We start from the raw sequence: 18,271 nt of genomic DNA on the forward strand, positions 1-18,271 counted from the left end.
GTTCGAATGGGACGCATGATCACCACCCTGCTGGGCACAGCTGCCCTCGCGGCTGCCCTGCCCGCGGCGGCGCAGACCATCACCACGCCCGAAGGCGCACAGATGAGTGCGGCCACCGACCTCGCCTACAAGCCGGGCGAACTCACGCCGGAGCAGCTCTCGAGCTCGACACGCGACTTGTTCGCGCAAGATTCGATGAACGTGTTCCGGCGCTACCCGCGCGAGAAGACCGCCGAGATGGTCAAGTTCTACACCGAGGCCCTGGCGCTGCGGTCGCTCAGCCCGATCCAGTTGACCTCGACGCAGCAAATGCTCCTGACCGGAGTAGGCTCGGGCCAGATCAAGCTCTCGGCGGGCCAGCAAGGCAACCGCAAGTACGACCTCAGCGGCGGCATCACCGGTGGGACCGGCATTCGCTTCTTTCTGTTGAGCTACCCGGACAAGGCCGTGGTCGAACAGCGCTTCGCCGCGGCCGGCTTCGCAAAGCCCGAGTTCGTGAAGCGCCCCGACGGAGCTTTCCAGGCGCAGGTCACAGATCCGGGCGGCTTTCCGATCGTGATCCTGGTCCGGCCCGGTGCGAAGGACGGCTCGAACGACGGCGTCGGTGTCGGCATCAGTGTTTCCGACCTCGACAAGAGCCGCGCGTTCTATCGCGAATTCGTCGGCCTGGACGAACTTCCCCCGGTCGAGGCGACGCTCATCGGCACCACGCTCTACCCTTATCGCCACAAGGAAACGACGCTCCTGCTTTACCACGCCGGTGACAACCTGCCGCAGGACAACGGCAGCGCGGGCATTCAGTACGTGGTGCGGGATACGCCGATGGTCGACGCCAAGGCCAAGCATCGCGGCGGGATTGCGGTCGAGACCCCGCTCAATAAACTCGCAGGTTTCGACCTCGTGACGGTTTGGCTCAACGATCCGGACGGCGTGACCAACTACTTCGCCCAAGTCGGCCCCAACAGCCGCACCGCCCAGCAGGCGCGGGCGACCAAGTAGGCTCGAACCTTAATCAGGATAATCACGTATTTTCAGTAACTTGCATGCATGATCCTTTCCTCTCCTCAAAGCAAAATCGAGGAGAGGAGGGACTATGCGAGGCCAATCCAGCACCACCCGTGTCGATGGGGTGCGAGAACCCGACATCAACAAATTGGAGGAGGCCCGGCGATCTGGAACGTCGTCCGCCGGGATTTTCGACTACGTTCTGTCCAGTGTCGGAATTGTCGGGGGCGTGATCTGGATGGTCCTCTCGGCATCTGCGACTGGCCCGGTTGGTCTCACTGTCGGGCTTGGATTGGGAGCGGCGGGGCTTTTCGGCGGATGTCTCGCCCTGACCTCGAAGATATCGCGCGTCGACAAGACACAAAAAAGGGGGCGGTAAAACGCCCCCTTTTCCGATTCGGATTGCGACCCGAAATTCTTATTTCTTCGCCTGCACGATGTACGATGCCAGCAGGTCTATATCGGCAGGGTCAAGCCAGCTGAAGCTCGGCATGGCGCCCTGGCCGTTCGTCACCATGTCTACCACGTGAGCCTTGTCGATGTTGGCGTTGCCGTCGAACGACGGGCCGACTGAGCCGGCGGCTTTGGCGTCGGCCAGGGTGTGGCAGGAATTGCAACCATTGTCGGAGAACATCTGACGGCCTTTCTCGACCTGCTCGGCCGAGAGCTTGGCGGTCGGATCCTCGGCAGACGCGAAGGCGCTCGCGGCCGGAATGGCGACGACGGCCAATGCGACCAGGCCGAGGCGTCCCATCTTGCCGGCTGGAATCGCGAATCGATACATGGTGAACCTTTCCCGTTTGGTTTGGCGGCCCGTTCCGCAACAACGGGACCAAAGTCAATCAAGTGCTACGTGATGCAAGCTTTACCGCGCATTTACGCAACTACGTTTCGGACATTGTCAATTTGACGTTACACAGTCAAGCGTGACGCCCGCCTTGGCATGGTATAGGAAGCCCCGCGAGAAGTAGAAAGGAATGGGGATGAACAAAGCCGTAATCGCGGCGACCGGCGCTACGCTTCTGCTCGGAGGATGCAATCAGGCCGCTCAAGCGCCCGAGATGACAGCGCAGCAGTTGATGGCCAAGGAAGTCCAGCCGACTGCCGAGATCTACTGGAACGCGGTTCAGTTCATCAGTGATGAAACTGGCGATCACGATGTCTTCCCCAAGACCGACGCGGAATGGAAGGCCGTCCAGGACGCCGCAGTCAAGCTCGGCAAGCTGGGCGAGCAGCTCAAGACTCCCGGCTTTTCGGAAGGGCGCGGGCAGGACTGGATCCAGTTCTCGGATTCCCTGATCGAAGTGTCGAAGCTGGCGGAACAGGCCGCGGCCGAGCGTAACACCGACAAGGTCTTCGAAGTCGGCGGCACGATCTACAGCGTCTGCAGCGCCTGCCACCAGATGTACCCGCCTGCGACCGGTGCGGGCACCGAGGAACGGCCTGGCGACGACGCAGCCTAGGGTCTTCCGGGCTTGCTCTACCTCTTGATTAAGGCCGCCCTGTCGGGCGTGGTCATCGCCGTCGCCTCGGAGGTGGCACGGCGTTGGCCCGGTGTGGGGGCGCTCATCGTTTCGCTTCCGCTCGTCTCGGTGCTGGCCATGATCTGGCTGTGGCGCGACACGCATGATCCGGTGCGTATGGCCGCTCACGCGGAGGCGACTTTTTGGTTCGTGCTGCCTTCGCTGCCGATGTTCCTGCTCATACCCTTTATGCTGCGGCAAGGCACGTCGTTCTGGACAGCCCTTGGTGCGGGGTGTGCGCTGACGATCGCGCTCTATCTTGCGATGATCTCCGTCGGCCCGAAATTCGGATTGAGACTATGATCCTGCGAGTGGCGTCACGTCGGATAAGCGGATGGCTGGCGCGGCCACAAGTCATCCTCGCCCTGCTCTTCGTGCTGTTCCTCCTCGCCAACGCCGCAGCGGCTTACGCTCACGACATCTCGCAGGCCGACCGCGCCACCGTGCAGCAGATCGAGGGGCCGGCGCCGTTCCTGTTCCTCTATCTCGGCGCCAAGCACATGGTCACCGGGATCGACCACGTGCTGTTCCTGATCGGGGTCGTGTTCTTCCTCTATCGTCTGCGTGACGTGGTCATCTACGTGACGATGTTCACCATCGGCCACTCGCTGACTCTGCTCGGCGGTGTGCTGCTTAACACCGGCGCCAACTCGTACATCGTCGACGCGATCATCGGCTTCTCGGTCGTCTACAAGGCGTTTGAGAACCTGGGTGGGTTCAAGAAGCTCGGCCTGGCCATCAACACGAAGCTGGCGGTGTTCGTTTTCGGCCTGTTCCACGGCCTGGGCCTCGCGACCAAGGTTCGCGATCTTGGGCTGTCGGAGGATGGGCTCCTGATAAACCTGATCTCCTTCAACATCGGCGTCGAAATCGGCCAGGTCCTGGTCCTCGCCGTCGTCGTCACGCTGCTCAATCTGTGGCGGGGCACCCGCTCGTTTGCGCCGAGCGCCTTTTATGCCAACCTTGCCCTCATGACCGGGGGCTTTGTCCTGATGGGCTACCAACTTACGGGGTATTTTACTTCATGACCGACACTGCACCCACTGCCGTTCCGCCCTCGCGCAAGAAGCTCGTCGTAGGCTCCCTCGCCGCTGTCGCGGTAGCCGCCGTCGCGCTGGTGGTGTTCGTGCTGCCTGCCGAATACGGCATCGACCCGACTGGCGCCGGCAAGGCGCTGGGCCTGACCAAGTTGTCAGAGCCGGCGATGAACGAAGAGCAGATCCGCGGGGCAAAGCGTGTGGGCGTCCTCGCCCTGGCCGAACAACCCCCGCAGCGCACCGACTGGACCGATAGCTGGGAGATCACGCTGCGGCCCTACGAATCGATCGAGCTCAAGTACACGCTCGACAAGGGCGCCGCGCTCGACTTCACCTGGACCGCTACGGGCCCCCTCTATTACGACATGCACTCGCACCCGTTCGACGGTGGCGACAAGCTGACCGAGACCTACAGCCTCGGCACCCTTGATCAGATGCACGGCCGCTACGTATCGCAGTTCAGCGGCTTGCACGGATGGTATTGGCAGAACCGCACGATGAGCGACGTCACCTTGTCGCTGAAGGCGGCCGGGCCGATCACCGAATCGACCTTGTTCGAGATGGGCATCCCGAGAAAGCGCGAGCTTACGCCGCCCAAATGATCGTTCAGACTTCGGTCAGAACGGATTTAGTCAATTTGCGACATTTTCCGCCCTTGTTGTCCGGGCGGAATCTCGGCTAGGCGTTCCGGCCTGGCCGAGTGGTCCCTCGGAATAAGATAGGGGAGTGGGTGTGAGAAATTCTTCGCGCGCGGCATCGTATCGCCGCAAGGTCCTTGGCGGCGTTGCGCGCTCGTTAGTGCTGATTTCGGCCCTGCCCCTGGCAGCTACCGCGGCTTCCGCGCAGGCCCAGTCGCCGACGGCGTTGCCAAAAGCTGACTTCGACTACGCCGGATGGGATGCTTACCTCGGCGGTTCGGACTCCTCGCAGTATTCCTCGCTGACCCAGATCGACAAGGACAACGTCAATCAGCTGCAGGTCGCCTGGACCTACGAGGCTGGTGACGGACAGCCGCCGCAGTTCAACCCGATCGTTGCCAACGGGATGATGTACGTCCTCGCGTCGGACGGGAAGATCGCCGCGCTCGATCCCGCCACCGGCAAGGAAATCTGGAAGAGCGAGACCACCGGCCGCTTCAGCGCCCGCGGCATCAACTACTGGCAGAGCAAGGACGGCAAGGAGCGCCGCCTGATCGCGCTCAACGACGGCCTGCTGCGCGCGATCGATGCCCGCACCGGCAAGTACATCGACAACTTCAGCGTCGACCTGCGCCAGGCCCTGCCGGAAGGGTCGGTCGTCCCAGGCCGTCCGTTGATGACCAACAATCCGGGCCGCATCTTCGAAGACACCATCATCATCTCGCTGCCCGCGGGGGCTTACGATTATCCGTCGTCGCCGGCCGACATCCAGGCCTACGACGTGCGCACAGGCGCGCTGAAGTGGACATTCAATGTCGTCCCCCGCGTCGGTGAATTCGGGTCGGACACCTGGCCGGAGAAGGACCGCGAGAAGTTCGGCGGCGTCCATAACTGGTCGGAGAGCACTCTCGATCCCGAACTGGGGATCATCTACATCCCGACCGGTACGGCCCGCTACGACTTCTACGGCGGCAACCGCCCGGGCAACAACCTGTTCGCCAACTCGCTGGTGGCGCTCGACGCCCGTACCGGCAAGCGCATCTGGCATTTCCAGACGGTTCACCACGACCTCTGGGACTTCGACATGCCCAACGCGCCGAAGCTCATGACCATCACCAAGGACGGGAAGAAGATTCCGGTCGTGGTGGCAGCGTCCAAGCAGGGCTTCATCTTCGTGTTCGACCGCCGCACGGGCGAGCCCGTGTGGCCGATCGAGGAGCGTCCGGTTCCGGCTTCCGACGTGCCGGGTGAAGTCGCTTCGCCGACGCAGCCCTTCCCGACCTGGCCGCAGCCCTTCGCGCGACAGAGCTTCACCGAGGCTGACATCAACCCGCTGCTGCCCGACGCGGACAAGGAAAAGCTCAAGCAGTTGCTGCGCGAAAGCCGCAACGAGGGCCTGTTCACTCCGCCGAGCGCACGGGGCACGATCTCGATGCCCGGCCACAATGGCGGCACCAACTGGGGCAACACCGCCGGCGACCCGGTCAACCAGCGCTTCTTCGTGGTCAGCCGCGAGATTCCGGTGCTGATCAAGCTCAACGAGTTGCCCAATGCCGATGCCGTGGCGCGGGCCAAGGAAAAGATGCCGAACGCGGGACCGGATAACTATCCGTGGACTTCGCCGGTCAACTTCCTGCTGCAGAGCAACGGGATGGTCGCGATCAAGCCGCCGTTCTCGTTCCTGACCGCCTATGACATGAATACCGGCAACATCATGTGGCGCGTGCCCAACGGCGAAGTCACCACGCTCGAGCAGCAGGGTGTCGAAGGCGTTGGCGCCCAGGCTCCGCGCGGTGGCCCGGTGGCGACGGCGAGCGGCTTGCTGTTCGTCGGTACTGCGACCGACCGCACGTTCCGCGCCCGTGACGCGGCGACCGGCAACATCTTGTGGGAATACAAGCTCGATGCCGCGACCGAGGGCGTGCCTGCGGTCTATGAAGTGGGTGGACGTCAATACATCACCATTCCGGTGGGCGGCGTCGGTCACTTCGCCAACGGCCTCGGCTTGTCGGAGCCCGGCTCCAACAAGTACGTGACCTTCGCTCTTCCGGCGGGACAGCGCTGAGATGCGCGCGCCGGTGCTGCTTGCTGCCCTGGCGGCAGTCGCGCTGGCCCCTGTTCCGGGCATGGCGCAGGAGGCCGACCTCACCGTCGTGCCTCCTGCTCCCACGGACTACAAGGCCAAGACCACGTCCTGGGGCGAGCCCGACTTGCGTGGAGGTTGGCCGATCGATCACCTCAACGGCCGCACGCCGCTGCAGCGCGATCCGGCGCAAGGCAACCGAGCGTATTTGACCGAGGAGGAGTTCGCGCAGCGCGACCAGGCGGTGCAGCAGCTCGCCAAGCGCTACGAGAACGAAGATTCGCAGGGCACGATGGGCATCGGTCACTGGGCCGAAGTGGCCAATGCCAACCGGCGCACGAGCTGGATCACTTCACCCGCCAACGGCCGGCTTCCGGAATACACCGCGGAGGGCAAGCGCCTTTCGGGCGAGATGAAATCGACCTGGCGCCGCAATCAGCCGTTCAACTGGGTCGACGATTTCGACAGCTGGGACCGCTGCATCACGCGCGGCCTGCCGGCTTCGATGTTCCCGTTCATGTACAACAACGGCAGGCGCATCTTCCAGTCGCCGGGCCTCGTCGCCCTGCAGATGGAGATGGTCCACGAAACCCGCATGATCCCGACCGACGGCCGTCCCGGCATCCCGGTGCAGATGCACAACTGGATGGGCGAGAGCCGGGGCCACTGGGAGACCGGCAACACGCTGGTGGTCGAAACCACCAACTTCCGCCCGGGCCCTTCCGCCACCAACATCGGCACCACCGGTTCACCGCCGGAGAACGACACGCCGGTGAGCGAGCAGGCCAAGATGGTCGAGCGGTTCACCATGACCGGTCCCGACACGATCATCTACGAATTCACCTGGACCGACCCGGTCGTGTTCACGCAGCCATGGAGCGCCCGCCTGGAATGGCAGCGCGACGACGACTTCGGAATCTTCGAATACGCCTGCCACGAAGGCAATGTGCAGATCCGCAATTACATCAACGCCTCGCGTGCCGAGCGGGCGCAAGCAACCCAGCCCGCCAGCGGGGGTTCCCGCTGATACAAATTTTTACGTGAGCAGGTCTGTAAGGCCCGCCACCCCAGTGTTAACGTCAGACAACAGGATTTCAGAAAAGCTTCGCGTCCCTGAGAGAGCAGGCGCGCGACAAACAGGAGAGCCCGCAAGATGAATCGCCAATTTTCCTTCCGCGCCGCCGTGGCGGGCGCCATGCTCGCCGCGGTGAGCCTGTCGTCGATCGCGTCGGCCCCGGCTGCCGCCCAGGCGGTTCCGGCCGACCTGACGACGATGCCGCCGGTCCCGACCGACTACCAGCCGAAGAAGACTTCGTGGGGCGACCCCGACCTTCGCGGCACCTGGCCGATCGACAACATCGCCAGCCTGCCGATGAACCGCCCGGCCAATTTCGGGAACCGCTTCTGGCTAACTGAAGAAGAGTTCGCCCAGCGCCAGGCGCAGGCCAACCGTTCGGACCAGGCCTATGACGCAGAAGACAAGGCCGGCCGCATCGGCATGGGCCACTGGGTCGAATCCGACGCTTCGGGCCGCCGTACCTCGCTGCTCGTCGAACCGGCAAACGGCCAGCTACCCGCGCTGACGCCGCAGGCCGAAGCGCTCTACAAGGCCGGCCGTTCGAGCTGGACGCCCAACACCAAGTTCAATTGGGTGACCGATTTCGACAGCTGGGATCGTTGCATCAGTCGTGGTTTCCCCGCCTCGATGCTGCCGTTCCGCTACAACAACGGCATCCGTGTCTACCAGTCGCCGGGTTACGTCACCATTGCGCTGGAAATGCTCGGGACTCGCGTAATCCCTATCCGCAGCGGGAATCCGGAACATTGGCCGGAAAACGTCCAAGGCTACCTGGGTAACAGCGTCGGCCACTGGGAAGGCAACACGCTGGTGATCGAGACCACCAACCTGAAGTCTGGTGACAGCGCCACGCAGGACGCCTTTGCCCGCAACGGTTCGCCGCTCAACATGGCGACCATGGGCGTTCCGCCATGGAACACCATCCCGACCAGCCAGCAGGCAAAGGTTGTCGAGCGCCTGACGCCCACCGGACCGGACAACATCATCTACGAGATGACCTATTCGGATCCGGAAGTGTTCACCGCGCCGTTCACGGCTCGCCTCGACTGGACCCGTAACGACGATTACGGCTTCTTCGAATACGCCTGTCACGAGGGTAACGTGCAGGTCCGCAACTACATCACCGCGGATCGCGCCGGCACTCTCGAAAAGGCGTCGGAGTCCGAACTGTCGGCCGAAGCCGGCGGCGCCCACTAAGTCGGACGGCGGGGATCTGATAGCGTCTATGCCGCACCTGCGCGGCCCGCGAAACGCAGCATCGCCGGTTCTGCCGGCGATGCTTACGGAAAGCGGTCAGTCCCTCGCCCCGGTTTTGTCAGTGATTGCAGTAACTCAGCGCAGCGCCCGCCGGACCCGGTTGGCGCTGTCGCTTTAGGCATGGCCCGCGTCCCAGAGCGCGGCGAGAAGAATAGGGAAGAGGCCCAATGAACAGAGTGAAATCGTTCCGTGCAGCCCTGGCTTGTGCGGTGCTGGCGATGCCGGTCATGGCTGGCGCGCAGTCCTTGTCCGGTCCCGTGCAAACGCAGCAGGGCAAGGTCCAGGGCGCGCCCGGCAAGGTCGAGGGCGTCACCGTGTTCAAGGGCATTCCCTTCGCCGCGCCGCCAGTGGGCGATTTGCGCTGGGCCCAGCCGCAGCAGCCCGCCAAGTGGGAAGGCGTGCGCGACGCAACTCAGTTCGGCGACGTCTGCGTCCAGCCCCCCGCCCCGCAACGCTTCCCGCCGAACGGGGCGACCGACAGCCCGAACTTCACCGGCATGAGCGAAGACTGCCTCACGCTCAACATCTGGACCCCGGCCAAGAAAGCCGGCGAAAAGCTGCCCGTGATGGTCTGGCTCTATGGCGGCGCCTACAACGAAGGTGGCGGCAACGCGCCCTTCAGCGAAGGCGACAACCTGGCCGCCAAGGGCGTGGTCATGGTCACCTTCAACTACCGCGTCGGTCCCTTCGGCTTCTTCTCGCATCCTGAGCTGACCGCTGCCGGCGGCGGCGCTTCGGGCAACCAGGCGCTCGGCGATTCGATCGCGGTCTTCAAGTGGCTCAAGGCCAACGTCGCCCAGTTCGGCGGAGACCCGAACAACATCACCCTGTTTGGCGAAAGCGCGGGCGCGGCGATGAACGGCGGCCTCGTCGGCGCAGCGGGCGCCAAGGGCACCTTCGAGCGCGCGATCGCCCAGAGCGGCGCCTGGATGGGTCTCGGCATCGCGCAGATGCCCAAGCTCGCCGACATGGAAAAGCGCACGCTAGAGGCGGCTGCCAAGATCAACGCCACCTCGCTCGCCGCCCTCCGCGCCCTTCCGGCCGAAGACATCGCCAAGAACTTCCGCGGTCAGGGCATGATCGTCGACGGCAAGATCATCACCGAAGACCTGTCGATCACTTTCGCCGAAGGGCGCCAGAACAAGGTCGACGTGATCTCCGGCTCGAACGCCAACGAAGGCTCGTTCACCAGCTCGTTCGGCCCGCCGACCACGCTGGCAAGCTGGACCCAGGGCGAAGGCATGCGCTGGGGCAAGCACGTCGACCTCGGCCGCGCGGCTTACCCCGCGTCCACCGACGCCGAAGCTGCTGCTCAGGCCCCGATGCCGTTCTCCGACACGTTGGCCTGGCATATGCGCTTGTTCGCCGACAGCCAGGCGAAGACCGGCAACAAGACCTGGACCTACTGGTTCACGCACGAACCGCCCTATGACGAGGGCCGTCCGAACCTGGGCGCCGGCCACACGGCCGAGATCCCCTATGCGTTCGACAACCTCGCCGCGCCGAGGACTTACCCAGCCGGCAGCTCGGTCACGCAGATGGCCGGAAATCCCCGCGAGGAAGCCCTGGCCGACCAGATCTCGCAGTACTGGGTGAACTTCGCCCGCACCGGCGATCCGAACGGTCCTGGCCTGCCCCACTGGCCGTCCATGGCCGAGCTGGGCCCGAACGAGACGATGATCCTCGACGCCGACAACAAGTCGGGCAAGGGCCCGTGGATCACCCCGGCCAAGTCGGAGCTGTTCCAGGCCATGTACGACGAACGCGTCGCACAGCCGCTGGGGATTGCAGCCGGCGGAGACTGAGCCCAAACTGGCCCAAAAATGGGAGGGCCAATGAGGGGAAGAATCGGGAGCTATCGCTCCACCTTGTTGCGGGCCGGCGCTGTCGCCGGCCTGCTGGGCGGAGCCACCCTTGCGGTGGCTCAGTCGGGCACGCCCGGCGTAGCGGAGCAGGTCGCTTTGGGCCGCACCGCCTACGCCGAGCATTGCTCCGTCTGCCACGGCGAGGCGCTGGCCGGCGGCCAGTTCGCCCCGGCGCTCAAAGGCCCGGGGTTCCTGGCCAAGTGGGGCAACGCTCCGCTCTCCGACTTGTTCGATTACATCCACCGCTCGATGCCCCCAGCCAACGCCGGGGGACTTCCCGACGATACATACGCCGCGATCGCCGCGCTGATCCTGAGCGAAAACGGCGCCGCCGAGCCGTCGCGCGTGATTAAAGCGGACGAAATGAGGGGCCTCGCCCTCCCCGCCCCCGCGCAAGCGGCGCAGAGCGTCGATCAAGGCGTCGGCGGCCTGTCGCACCGCTATCCGCTTCCGCCCGGGCCGCAAGTTCCCGACCGTTTCGCCAACTACACGCCCGTGACCGAGGCGATGCTGTCGAACCCGGCGCCGGAGAACTGGCTCACCTGGCGGCGCGGCCATAATGGCCAAGGGTATTCGCCGCTCAGCCAGATCGACACCGGCAACGTCGACCGCCTGCATATCGCCTGGGCGCAAGCGCTGCCGCCGGGCGCCAACATGAACGAGCCCCTGGTGCGCGACGGCGTGCTCTACGTATTCGGCTACGGTGACAGCGTACTGGCCTTCGACGCCGCCAGCGGCCGCTCGCTGTGGACCTACCAGCGTCGCGTTCCGCAGGGGACACCGCTCTCGTCCAAGAAGACGCTGGCGCTCTATGGCGACAAGGTCTTTACCGCGACATCGGACAACCACATGGTCGCGCTGGACGCGCGAACCGGGCGTCCAGTGTGGGACGTGAAGCTTACCGACAGGCCCGACATGCGCATTCCCGGCGGCCCGCTCGCCGCCGATGGCGTGATCATGCAGGGCCTCGCCACCCAGGCTGCAGGGGGCGGCCTGATCGTGGCCGTCGATGCCGCGACGGGCGAGCATCTCTGGACCTTCGAAACCGTCGCCAAACCCGGCCAACTGGGAGGGGACACCTGGAACGGTCTGCCCGGAGATCAACGCAAGGGTGGCTCTGTCTGGACGTCGGGCACTTACGACGCGGCGACGGGCCTGGCCCTGTGGGGCGTAGCGCAGACTTACGACACCGGCCCATTGCGCGATCTCAAGCCGGGCGAGAATAACGACGCGCTGTTCACCAACGCGACTCTCGCGTTCGAACCGCGATCGGGCAAGCTGCGCTGGTACTTCCAGCACATGAAGAACGACCAGTACGATCTCGACTGGGTTTTCGACCGGGTAGTCGGCACGATCAACGTCGACGGGAAACCGCGCCGCGTGGTGATCACCGGCGGCAAGGAAGGCCTGTTCGACGCCGTCGATGCCGAGACGGGAAAATACATCAAGACCGTCGACATGGGCATCCAGGACTTCATCATCGCGATCGATCCGGTGACCGGCGACAAAACACCCGATCCGGCCAAAGTGCCGGGCCGCGACAAGGGCACGGTATTCGTCTGTCCCCATGGCGGTGGCGGACGCAATTGGACGCCGACCTCGTTCAACCCGGATTCGCACCACCTGTTTGTCAATGCCCGCGACGTGTGCATGGACATGGTAGCTGCCCAAGGTCCCGGCTTCCTCACCACCGGCGTCAACATCCAGTACGCTCCTCCGCCCAACGGCGACGGCAACTATGGCGTCCTGCAGGCGATCGACATGGAGAGCGGCAAGGTCCTGTGGGAAACGCGCCGCCGCCAGACTTTCGACATGGGCATTCTCACCACGGCGGGCGGCGTGCTGTTCACCGGCGGGATGGATCGCCAGTTCCTCGCTTACGACCAGGCCACGGGCAAGGAGCTGTGGCGCACCGGAGTGAGCGGAGTGCCGAACGCCTCCCCGATCACCTATTCGGTCGACGGAAAACAGTACGTCGCGATGGTAACCGGGCACGGCAATCCGCTGGCGTTCGGCATCCCCGACGTGATCCCGGAGACGCAGTTGCCTCCCGTGAATAGCTCGACCTTGTACGTGTTCGCGCTGCCCGATTAGCGGAGCGGTCGAGCCAAAGCCCCTCCGTCAGCCGCTGCGCGGCCGCCACCTCCCCATCGCCATGCGACAGGAAGGGTCGGAAGAAGATCCTCCCTGTGAGCAAAGCTCATGGGGAGGGGGACCGCCCGCGCATCGGATGGTGGAGGGGCTGACTCCGCAAAAAAAACCACTTTCCTACAAGCACTTCCATGCATAATGGGTTGATTCGCGTTTTGTTCTCATCTGGAGAAGCGGATCATGAATACCCTCGCCACCTCGGCGTCGCCCCGTCACGAATCGTCCTGTGCGGCCCACAAAAAAGGCCGCCCCGAAGGGCGGCCTTCCTGCTTCAGCCTGGGGCCGAAATCAGTAGAAGATACCGAGCGTGAAGCCGATCGCCCGGCCACAGAACACGACACCGAGCCAGAAGACCAGCGAGAGCCAGCCGGCCACCTTGGCCATCGTCGGGAACGAGGGGTCCTGCTCCCAATGCTCGACCGTACGCCACGTGGTCATGTGGAAGTACATCATGTTGAGGCCAGCCAGGGCCAAGAGCGCCATCTTCCCGAGGAACCACGGGTTGATCATGTAGCTGCTCGCCTTGGAGCAGAACAGCAGGCCGCCGGTAAGCGCTGCCAGGGCAAAGGCGCCCCAGGTCAAGGGCAGCGTGTCCTTGGCAAGTTGCGAAACGCGCAGGGCATGGCCCTTCACGCCGACGAGGCGCAGGTCGACCAGCGCGATCGTGCCGATCACGGTGACGAGTGCGATGACGTGGGCCGTTTCGAGCGCCGGGAACATCCAGGTCGATTCGGCAATGGTCGTCCCGAGCGTGGAATACTCGATCCGCTCCCAGAGATTTGTAGGTTCAGGATACATCGAATAGCCCCCTTAGGACGGCGCGTAGGCGATCCAGCGACCGCACAGCATGATCACGCACCACAGAACGACGAGGAAGATAGCGAGGGCCTTGGTGCCGCCGCTGACCCTGTCGTTAACTGCGCTCTGACGGCGAAGCCCGCGCGCAAATCCGAGCGCGAGCAGGACCGCGGTCACGACCAGCACCATCTTGATCCAGAAGATCGAGTTGAGCAGGTTGCGTACGGTGTCGCCGAACAGCATGAGGCCGCCCGACAGGATGATCACCGCCAGCGACCACCACAGGACCTTGGTGTAGCGCGCCGAAGTCTCCGCCAGAGTGGCATGGCCCGCGAGGTTGAAAACGCGCATGTTGAGCATGAGCACAGCCGCGAACGAGCCGGCGATACCCAGAATATGCGTCACCTGCATGATCGGAATCGCCCAGAAGCGCTCCACGATCCACAGCGAGAGCGCCGACTCTGACATCGATTGCGCGAACTGGTTGAGTGGCGTCGAATAGAGCCACTGCGTGAAATTATATAATAAGTCGCCCATCAGGAAACTCTTTCTCCCTGCATTTGCCTTCCACTCGCAGGCCCGAGGTAACGGACTCACAGCGCGAGGCACTACCCCTTGTCTGCACAGCGGACGGCAAACTTGCCGAGTTAATTACGGTAACCGTCCGGTTACAACGCAGTTACACGAGCGAAGCCTGCGCACCTTGACGTAACGCAAATCCCGCTAGCGCCCGGAAACCTTCTCGCCAAGCCCTAGTCGTTCGCAGGCTGTTCGCTTTCGATTGACTATGTCTGGCGCGCGCGAAATCGAAGGACTCGGCCAGCAAGTCAAGCGGCGCTGCTACGATGATACAAACTGCGACAATCGTGGGACGGAGGGCGACGCGAGAGGCCATTGTCAAATTCAAGAACCGATCCTAGGACAGAATCAACGAGGGCCCGCTAATGCGCGGTCCGATGCGTTGGGATTCGTACTGTTTGGGAGGGATCGTTTATGCGTGTCGCAAAGAGCCTTAGGCTCGCGACAGGCTTGCTGCTTGCAGCCAGCACCGCCGCAATCGCTCAGGATGCGATTCCTGACGGCGATTGGCAGTCGATCAACCGCGATCCCGCGGCCACCCGCTACTCCCCTCTCGACGACGTCAACCGGTCGAACGTCACCGGCCTGACCCAGTCCTGGGAATATCCGCTCAAGTCCTTCAACACCGCCGTGCCGGTCGTAGTGGAAGGGACGATGTTCTTCCCCGCCGGCAACCGTATCGTCGCGCTCGACGCCGATACCGGTCAGGAGCGTTGGGTCTTCACCATCCCGCCCGCCGGTGAACAACCGCGCAACGCCTCGACTCGCGGCGTTGGGTACTGGCCGGGCGAAGGTTCGACCCCCGCCCGCATCCTGGTGATGGCCGGCACGACCATGCTCGCGCTCGACGCGGCCACTGGGCAGCCTTCCGCCGGCTTCGGTCAGAACGGTATGATCGACGTGGGCGTGTCCTACGGCGGCTCTGTTACGATCGCGGAAAACGTCGCGATCATCGGTGCGGCCACCCTCGAAAATCCGGTCGGCGTGCCGGGCAATCCGCGCGCTTTCGATGTCCGCACCGGCGCAAAGCTGTGGGAATTCCAGACCGTTCCGCAGGCCGGTCAGCCGCACAACGAGACCTGGGGCAATGGCTGGAAGGGCCGCTCCGGTACCAATATGTGGGCTTTCTCCGCCCCGGTCGACCTGGATCGCGGGATCGTGATCCTGCCGATCTCCGGTCCGGCTCCGAACTACTGGGGCGGCGAACGCCCCGGCACCAATCTTTACGGCAACTCGCTGGTGGCGGTCGATTTCAAGACCGGCCAATACAAGTGGCATTACCAGACGGTCCATCACGACATCTGGGATACCGACATGCCCAGCGCCGGGCCGCTGATCAACGTGACGATCAATGGCAAGTCGGAGCCGGTCATTGCCCACGTCGGCAAGTCGAGCCTGTTCTATGTGATCGATCGCGAAACCGGCGTACCGGCCCTGCCGGTCGAAGAGCGCGCGGTTCCGGTGGGTGACGTGCCGGGTGAATACTATCACCCGACGCAGCCGATCCCGGTCAACACGCCACCGCTAAGCCGCGTCTCACTGACGTTCGACGACATCGTCGACGCCGAGGACACGACGCCGGAACATGCTGCGGCCTGCCGCGCGATGTGGGACAAGGCCGGCGGCTATCTGAACTTCGGCCTGTTCACGCCCTTCATGTATCACCAGGCCGGCACCCCGCCGCGTTCGACCATCCAGCTTCCGGGCGGAACGGGCGGCGTGAACTGGGGTGGTGCCGCGGCCGATCCGACGACGGGTCTGGTCTACGTCAACGCGCAGGACACCTCGCTGGTCGGGTGGGTCGAGCGCAAGGAATCGAGCGAAAGCTACAGCTTCGACGCGAACGACACCGACCAGCCGTACGACCGCGCCAGCGTCGACGGCAAGGGTCCGTTCTTCTCGTTCAGCGCGCCGCTTTCCGGCCAATACGACGCGCAAGGCCGCGGCGTGGGTCCAAGCGCGCCGTGCTACAAGCCGCCATGGGGCGAACTGGTCGCTATCAACGCCAACACCGGCGCGATCCAGTGGTCCGTACCCCTGGGCGTGATCGACGAACTGCCTGAAGGCAAGCGACTGGTGGGTAACTCCGGCAGCGCTGGACCCACGGTTACGGCCGGGGGACTGGTCTTCATCGGTGCCACCAACGACAGGCGTTTCCGCGCCTTCGACGCGCAGACCGGACAACAACTCTGGGAAGCGCAACTCAAGAGCAACGCCAACGCGAACCCGATGACTTATCGTGGTCGCAGCGGCAAGCAATACGTCGCCATCAATGCTGGTGGCACTATCGTAAGCTATTCGCTATCCCGATAGAGTTACCCAAGAGAGAGAGGTTATTGGGGATGAAAAGATTTTCCGTTCTGGCAGCCACCGCTGCTGCTTTTGTGATGGCAGGTGGCACCGCCGCCCTCACGCCGGCAGCTGCGCAGCAGACGCAGCAACCGGCTCAGATTGGCGGCAAGCCGAACCTCAACGGTATCTGGCAGGTCCTGAACAACGCGAACGACGACCTGGAGCCGCACTCGGCCAAGCCGAACCCGCTGCCCGAGGCCGGCCGTGCGCTGGGCGCTCTCTCGGCTATCCAGCCGGGCCTGGGCGTCGTCGAAGGCGGCAAGATCCCCTACAAGCCCGAGGCTCTCGAGCGCCTGAACCACAACCGCGCCAACCTGGTAAAGCATGATCCCGAAGCGGCCTGCTACCTCCCGGGTATTCCGCGCGCGACGTACATGCCCTATCCGTTCCAGATCGTTCAGGGCGAAAACGACGACATCCTGATGGTCTACGAGTATGCGACCGCCAACCGCGTGGTCGAGATGCGTGACGTCGAAGTCCCGCCGATCGACACCTGGATGGGCACCTCCTACGGCAAGTGGGAAGGCGATACCCTCGTCGTCACCACCCTGGCCCTCGGCCCGGGCGACGTGAAGCTCCCCGGTGGTGAAATGGAAGCCGGCGTGACCTGGCTCGACCGTGCCGGTAACTACCTGAGCAACACCTCGACCGTCACCGAGCGCTTCACCAAGGTGAACGACAACCTGATCCAGTACAGCGCGACGATCGAGGATCCGGAACTGTACACCAAGCCGTGGACCATCTCGATGCCGCTGTACCGGCGGATGGAGCCCAACGCGCAGCTGCTTGAATTCCGTTGCGTACCGTTCAGCGAGCCCATGCTATATGGCGACTTGCTGGAAGGGCAGTAAGCAGCAGTCCGCGTAACGTAAGAATAATAAATACTTGACCCGCATAGACAGAGTTTAAGGAGTTAAGACATGCACGTGAAGAAGTGGACTGCCGCCGCGGTTGGCGCAGTGCTCGCACTGAGCGCTGCCGGCACCGCCGTCGCCCACCATTCCTTCGCCACCGAGTTCGACCGCAACAAGCCGATCCGGCTTGAAGGCAAGGTGGTGAAGTTCGAGTGGGTTAACCCGCACTCGTGGATTCACCTGAAGACCAAGGACGGCACCACCTGGCGCGTCGAAGGCGGTGCGCCGAGCGCTCTGCTGCGTCGTGGCTGGAACCGTAACTCGCTGCCGGCCGGCACCGACATCATCGTCGACGCGTTCCGCGCTCGCGATGGTGACACCCGCGCCAGCGCCGCCGAAATCCGCTTCCCGAACGGTCGCGAGCTCTCGCTCGGCAACCCGACGACCGAAGCTGTGGCTGCAGCTGCCAAGCGCGGCGGCCAGTAAGCCAAACGGCGCTTACAGAAAGGGGGCCCGCGACCAGTCCGGTCGCGGGCCCCTTTTTCTTTGAGGCCAGGCCATCAGGGTTTTTGCCCCGTGGAACCAAGGGAACCATCCGGCGTTATCCTGCATCAATCCGAAGTGGCCGTGTGGGGGAAATAGAATGCATGGTACGCCATTATGAGCTCCGTCCTTCTAGTTGAGGACGAACTGCTCGTTCGGGAGCTAGCCCTCGAAGACCTGACCGACGCCGGCTTCGACGTCACTGCCGCCAACGACGGCGACGAGGCTCTCGCGATCCTCCGCCAGGGCCAGACCTTCGACCTCCTCTTCACCGATATCCGCATGCCCGGCATGACAGATGGTTGGGAACTCGCCCGGGTCGCCAAGGAGATTATTCCGGGCCTCAAGGTGATCTACGCAACCGGGATGGGGGAAACCGACTACGAATTTCCCATTACGGAAGCTTACGTGCGTAAGCCGTACACCCTGAAGGACCTGCGCAAAGCTCTCGATAACCTCGGATTTCAGCTAGTGACGGTGAGCTGACGGCCGCAACTGCTGCGGTAAC

17 protein-coding genes are annotated in these 18,271 nt (G+C 63.7%); 14 read left to right on the forward strand and 3 right to left on the reverse strand.

Features of this window, described 5'->3' with window-relative positions:
• The first annotated feature begins 6 nt into the window (after nucleotides 1–6).
• Nucleotides 7–999 (forward strand): VOC family protein, encoded by a 993-nt coding sequence (locus KK137_RS08830; RefSeq protein WP_214535769.1) that lies wholly within the window; start codon nucleotides 7–9, stop codon nucleotides 997–999.
• Between the two features lie 424 nt (nucleotides 1,000–1,423).
• Here KK137_RS08830 and KK137_RS08835 read toward each other — a convergent pair whose 3' ends face one another.
• Nucleotides 1,424–1,789 (reverse strand): c-type cytochrome, encoded by a 366-nt coding sequence (locus KK137_RS08835; RefSeq protein WP_214535771.1) that lies wholly within the window; start codon nucleotides 1,787–1,789, stop codon nucleotides 1,424–1,426.
• Nucleotides 1,790–1,988: 199 nt separating this feature from the next.
• Between KK137_RS08835 and KK137_RS08840 the strand changes: the two genes are divergently transcribed.
• From KK137_RS08840 to KK137_RS08880, 9 genes are all read left to right on the forward strand, one after another.
• Nucleotides 1,989–2,468 carry a hypothetical protein gene (locus KK137_RS08840; RefSeq protein ID WP_214535774.1) on the forward strand — a complete coding sequence of 160 codons (480 nt, stop codon included), beginning with the start codon at nucleotides 1,989–1,991 and terminating at the stop codon, nucleotides 2,466–2,468.
• A 12-nt stretch (nucleotides 2,469–2,480) separates the two neighbouring features.
• Complete coding sequence (locus KK137_RS08845; RefSeq protein WP_214535776.1) at nucleotides 2,481–2,831, forward strand: DUF3147 family protein; 351 nt, start codon at nucleotides 2,481–2,483, stop codon at nucleotides 2,829–2,831.
• A gap of 8 nt (nucleotides 2,832–2,839) precedes the next feature.
• A complete protein-coding gene (locus KK137_RS08850; protein WP_338028020.1) occupies nucleotides 2,840–3,556 on the forward strand; it encodes a HupE/UreJ family protein in 717 nt (238 codons plus the stop codon).
• Entirely contained in the window at nucleotides 3,553–4,167 is a 615-nt protein-coding gene (locus KK137_RS08855; protein WP_214535780.1) for a hypothetical protein, read from the forward strand. Before KK137_RS08850 ends, KK137_RS08855 begins: the two co-directional genes overlap by 4 nt.
• Before the next feature lie 130 nt (nucleotides 4,168–4,297).
• Complete coding sequence (locus KK137_RS08860) at nucleotides 4,298–6,268, forward strand: pyrroloquinoline quinone-dependent dehydrogenase (protein ID WP_214535782.1); 1,971 nt, start codon at nucleotides 4,298–4,300, stop codon at nucleotides 6,266–6,268.
• A 1-nt stretch (nucleotide 6,269) separates the two neighbouring features.
• Nucleotides 6,270–7,313 carry a hypothetical protein gene (locus KK137_RS08865; RefSeq protein WP_214535784.1) on the forward strand — a complete coding sequence of 348 codons (1,044 nt, stop codon included), beginning with the start codon at nucleotides 6,270–6,272 and terminating at the stop codon, nucleotides 7,311–7,313.
• A 126-nt stretch (nucleotides 7,314–7,439) separates the two neighbouring features.
• Complete coding sequence (locus KK137_RS08870) at nucleotides 7,440–8,561, forward strand: hypothetical protein (protein WP_214535786.1); 1,122 nt, start codon at nucleotides 7,440–7,442, stop codon at nucleotides 8,559–8,561.
• Between the two features lie 227 nt (nucleotides 8,562–8,788).
• Nucleotides 8,789–10,426: a carboxylesterase/lipase family protein gene (locus tag KK137_RS08875; RefSeq protein WP_214535791.1), complete on the forward strand. Its 1,638-nt coding sequence runs from the start codon at nucleotides 8,789–8,791 to the stop codon at nucleotides 10,424–10,426.
• 30 nt (nucleotides 10,427–10,456) lie between these two features.
• Complete coding sequence (locus tag KK137_RS08880) at nucleotides 10,457–12,580, forward strand: outer membrane protein assembly factor BamB family protein (RefSeq protein WP_214535792.1); 2,124 nt, start codon at nucleotides 10,457–10,459, stop codon at nucleotides 12,578–12,580.
• Between the two features lie 345 nt (nucleotides 12,581–12,925).
• Here KK137_RS08880 and KK137_RS08885 read toward each other — a convergent pair whose 3' ends face one another.
• Together KK137_RS08885 and KK137_RS08890 are read right to left on the reverse strand one after the other, a co-directional pair.
• Nucleotides 12,926–13,435, reverse strand: a complete 510-nt coding sequence (locus KK137_RS08885; protein WP_214535793.1) for a hypothetical protein — start codon at nucleotides 13,433–13,435, stop codon at nucleotides 12,926–12,928.
• Between the two features lie 12 nt (nucleotides 13,436–13,447).
• Nucleotides 13,448–13,972, reverse strand: coding sequence for a DUF6644 family protein (locus tag KK137_RS08890; protein WP_214535794.1), 525 nt, complete (start codon nucleotides 13,970–13,972; stop codon nucleotides 13,448–13,450).
• Nucleotides 13,973–14,428: 456 nt separating this feature from the next.
• Between KK137_RS08890 and KK137_RS08895 the strand changes: the two genes are divergently transcribed.
• The 4 genes from KK137_RS08895 (at nucleotide 14,429) to KK137_RS08910 (ending at nucleotide 18,249) form a co-directional block, all read left to right on the forward strand.
• Complete coding sequence (locus tag KK137_RS08895; RefSeq protein WP_214535799.1) at nucleotides 14,429–16,327, forward strand: outer membrane protein assembly factor BamB family protein; 1,899 nt, start codon at nucleotides 14,429–14,431, stop codon at nucleotides 16,325–16,327.
• Nucleotides 16,328–16,356: 29 nt separating this feature from the next.
• Nucleotides 16,357–17,217: a hypothetical protein gene (locus KK137_RS08900; protein WP_214535801.1), complete on the forward strand. Its 861-nt coding sequence runs from the start codon at nucleotides 16,357–16,359 to the stop codon at nucleotides 17,215–17,217.
• A 69-nt stretch (nucleotides 17,218–17,286) separates the two neighbouring features.
• Nucleotides 17,287–17,706: a DUF6152 family protein gene (locus KK137_RS08905; protein ID WP_214535802.1), complete on the forward strand. Its 420-nt coding sequence runs from the start codon at nucleotides 17,287–17,289 to the stop codon at nucleotides 17,704–17,706.
• Between the two features lie 174 nt (nucleotides 17,707–17,880).
• Entirely contained in the window at nucleotides 17,881–18,249 is a 369-nt protein-coding gene (locus tag KK137_RS08910) for a response regulator (RefSeq protein ID WP_214535804.1), read from the forward strand.
• Nucleotides 18,250–18,271 lie beyond the last annotated feature (22 nt).

It is taken from the genome of Croceibacterium selenioxidans (genome assembly GCF_018599195.1).
GTDB classification, from domain to species: domain Bacteria; phylum Pseudomonadota; class Alphaproteobacteria; order Sphingomonadales; family Sphingomonadaceae; genus Croceibacterium_A; species Croceibacterium_A selenioxidans.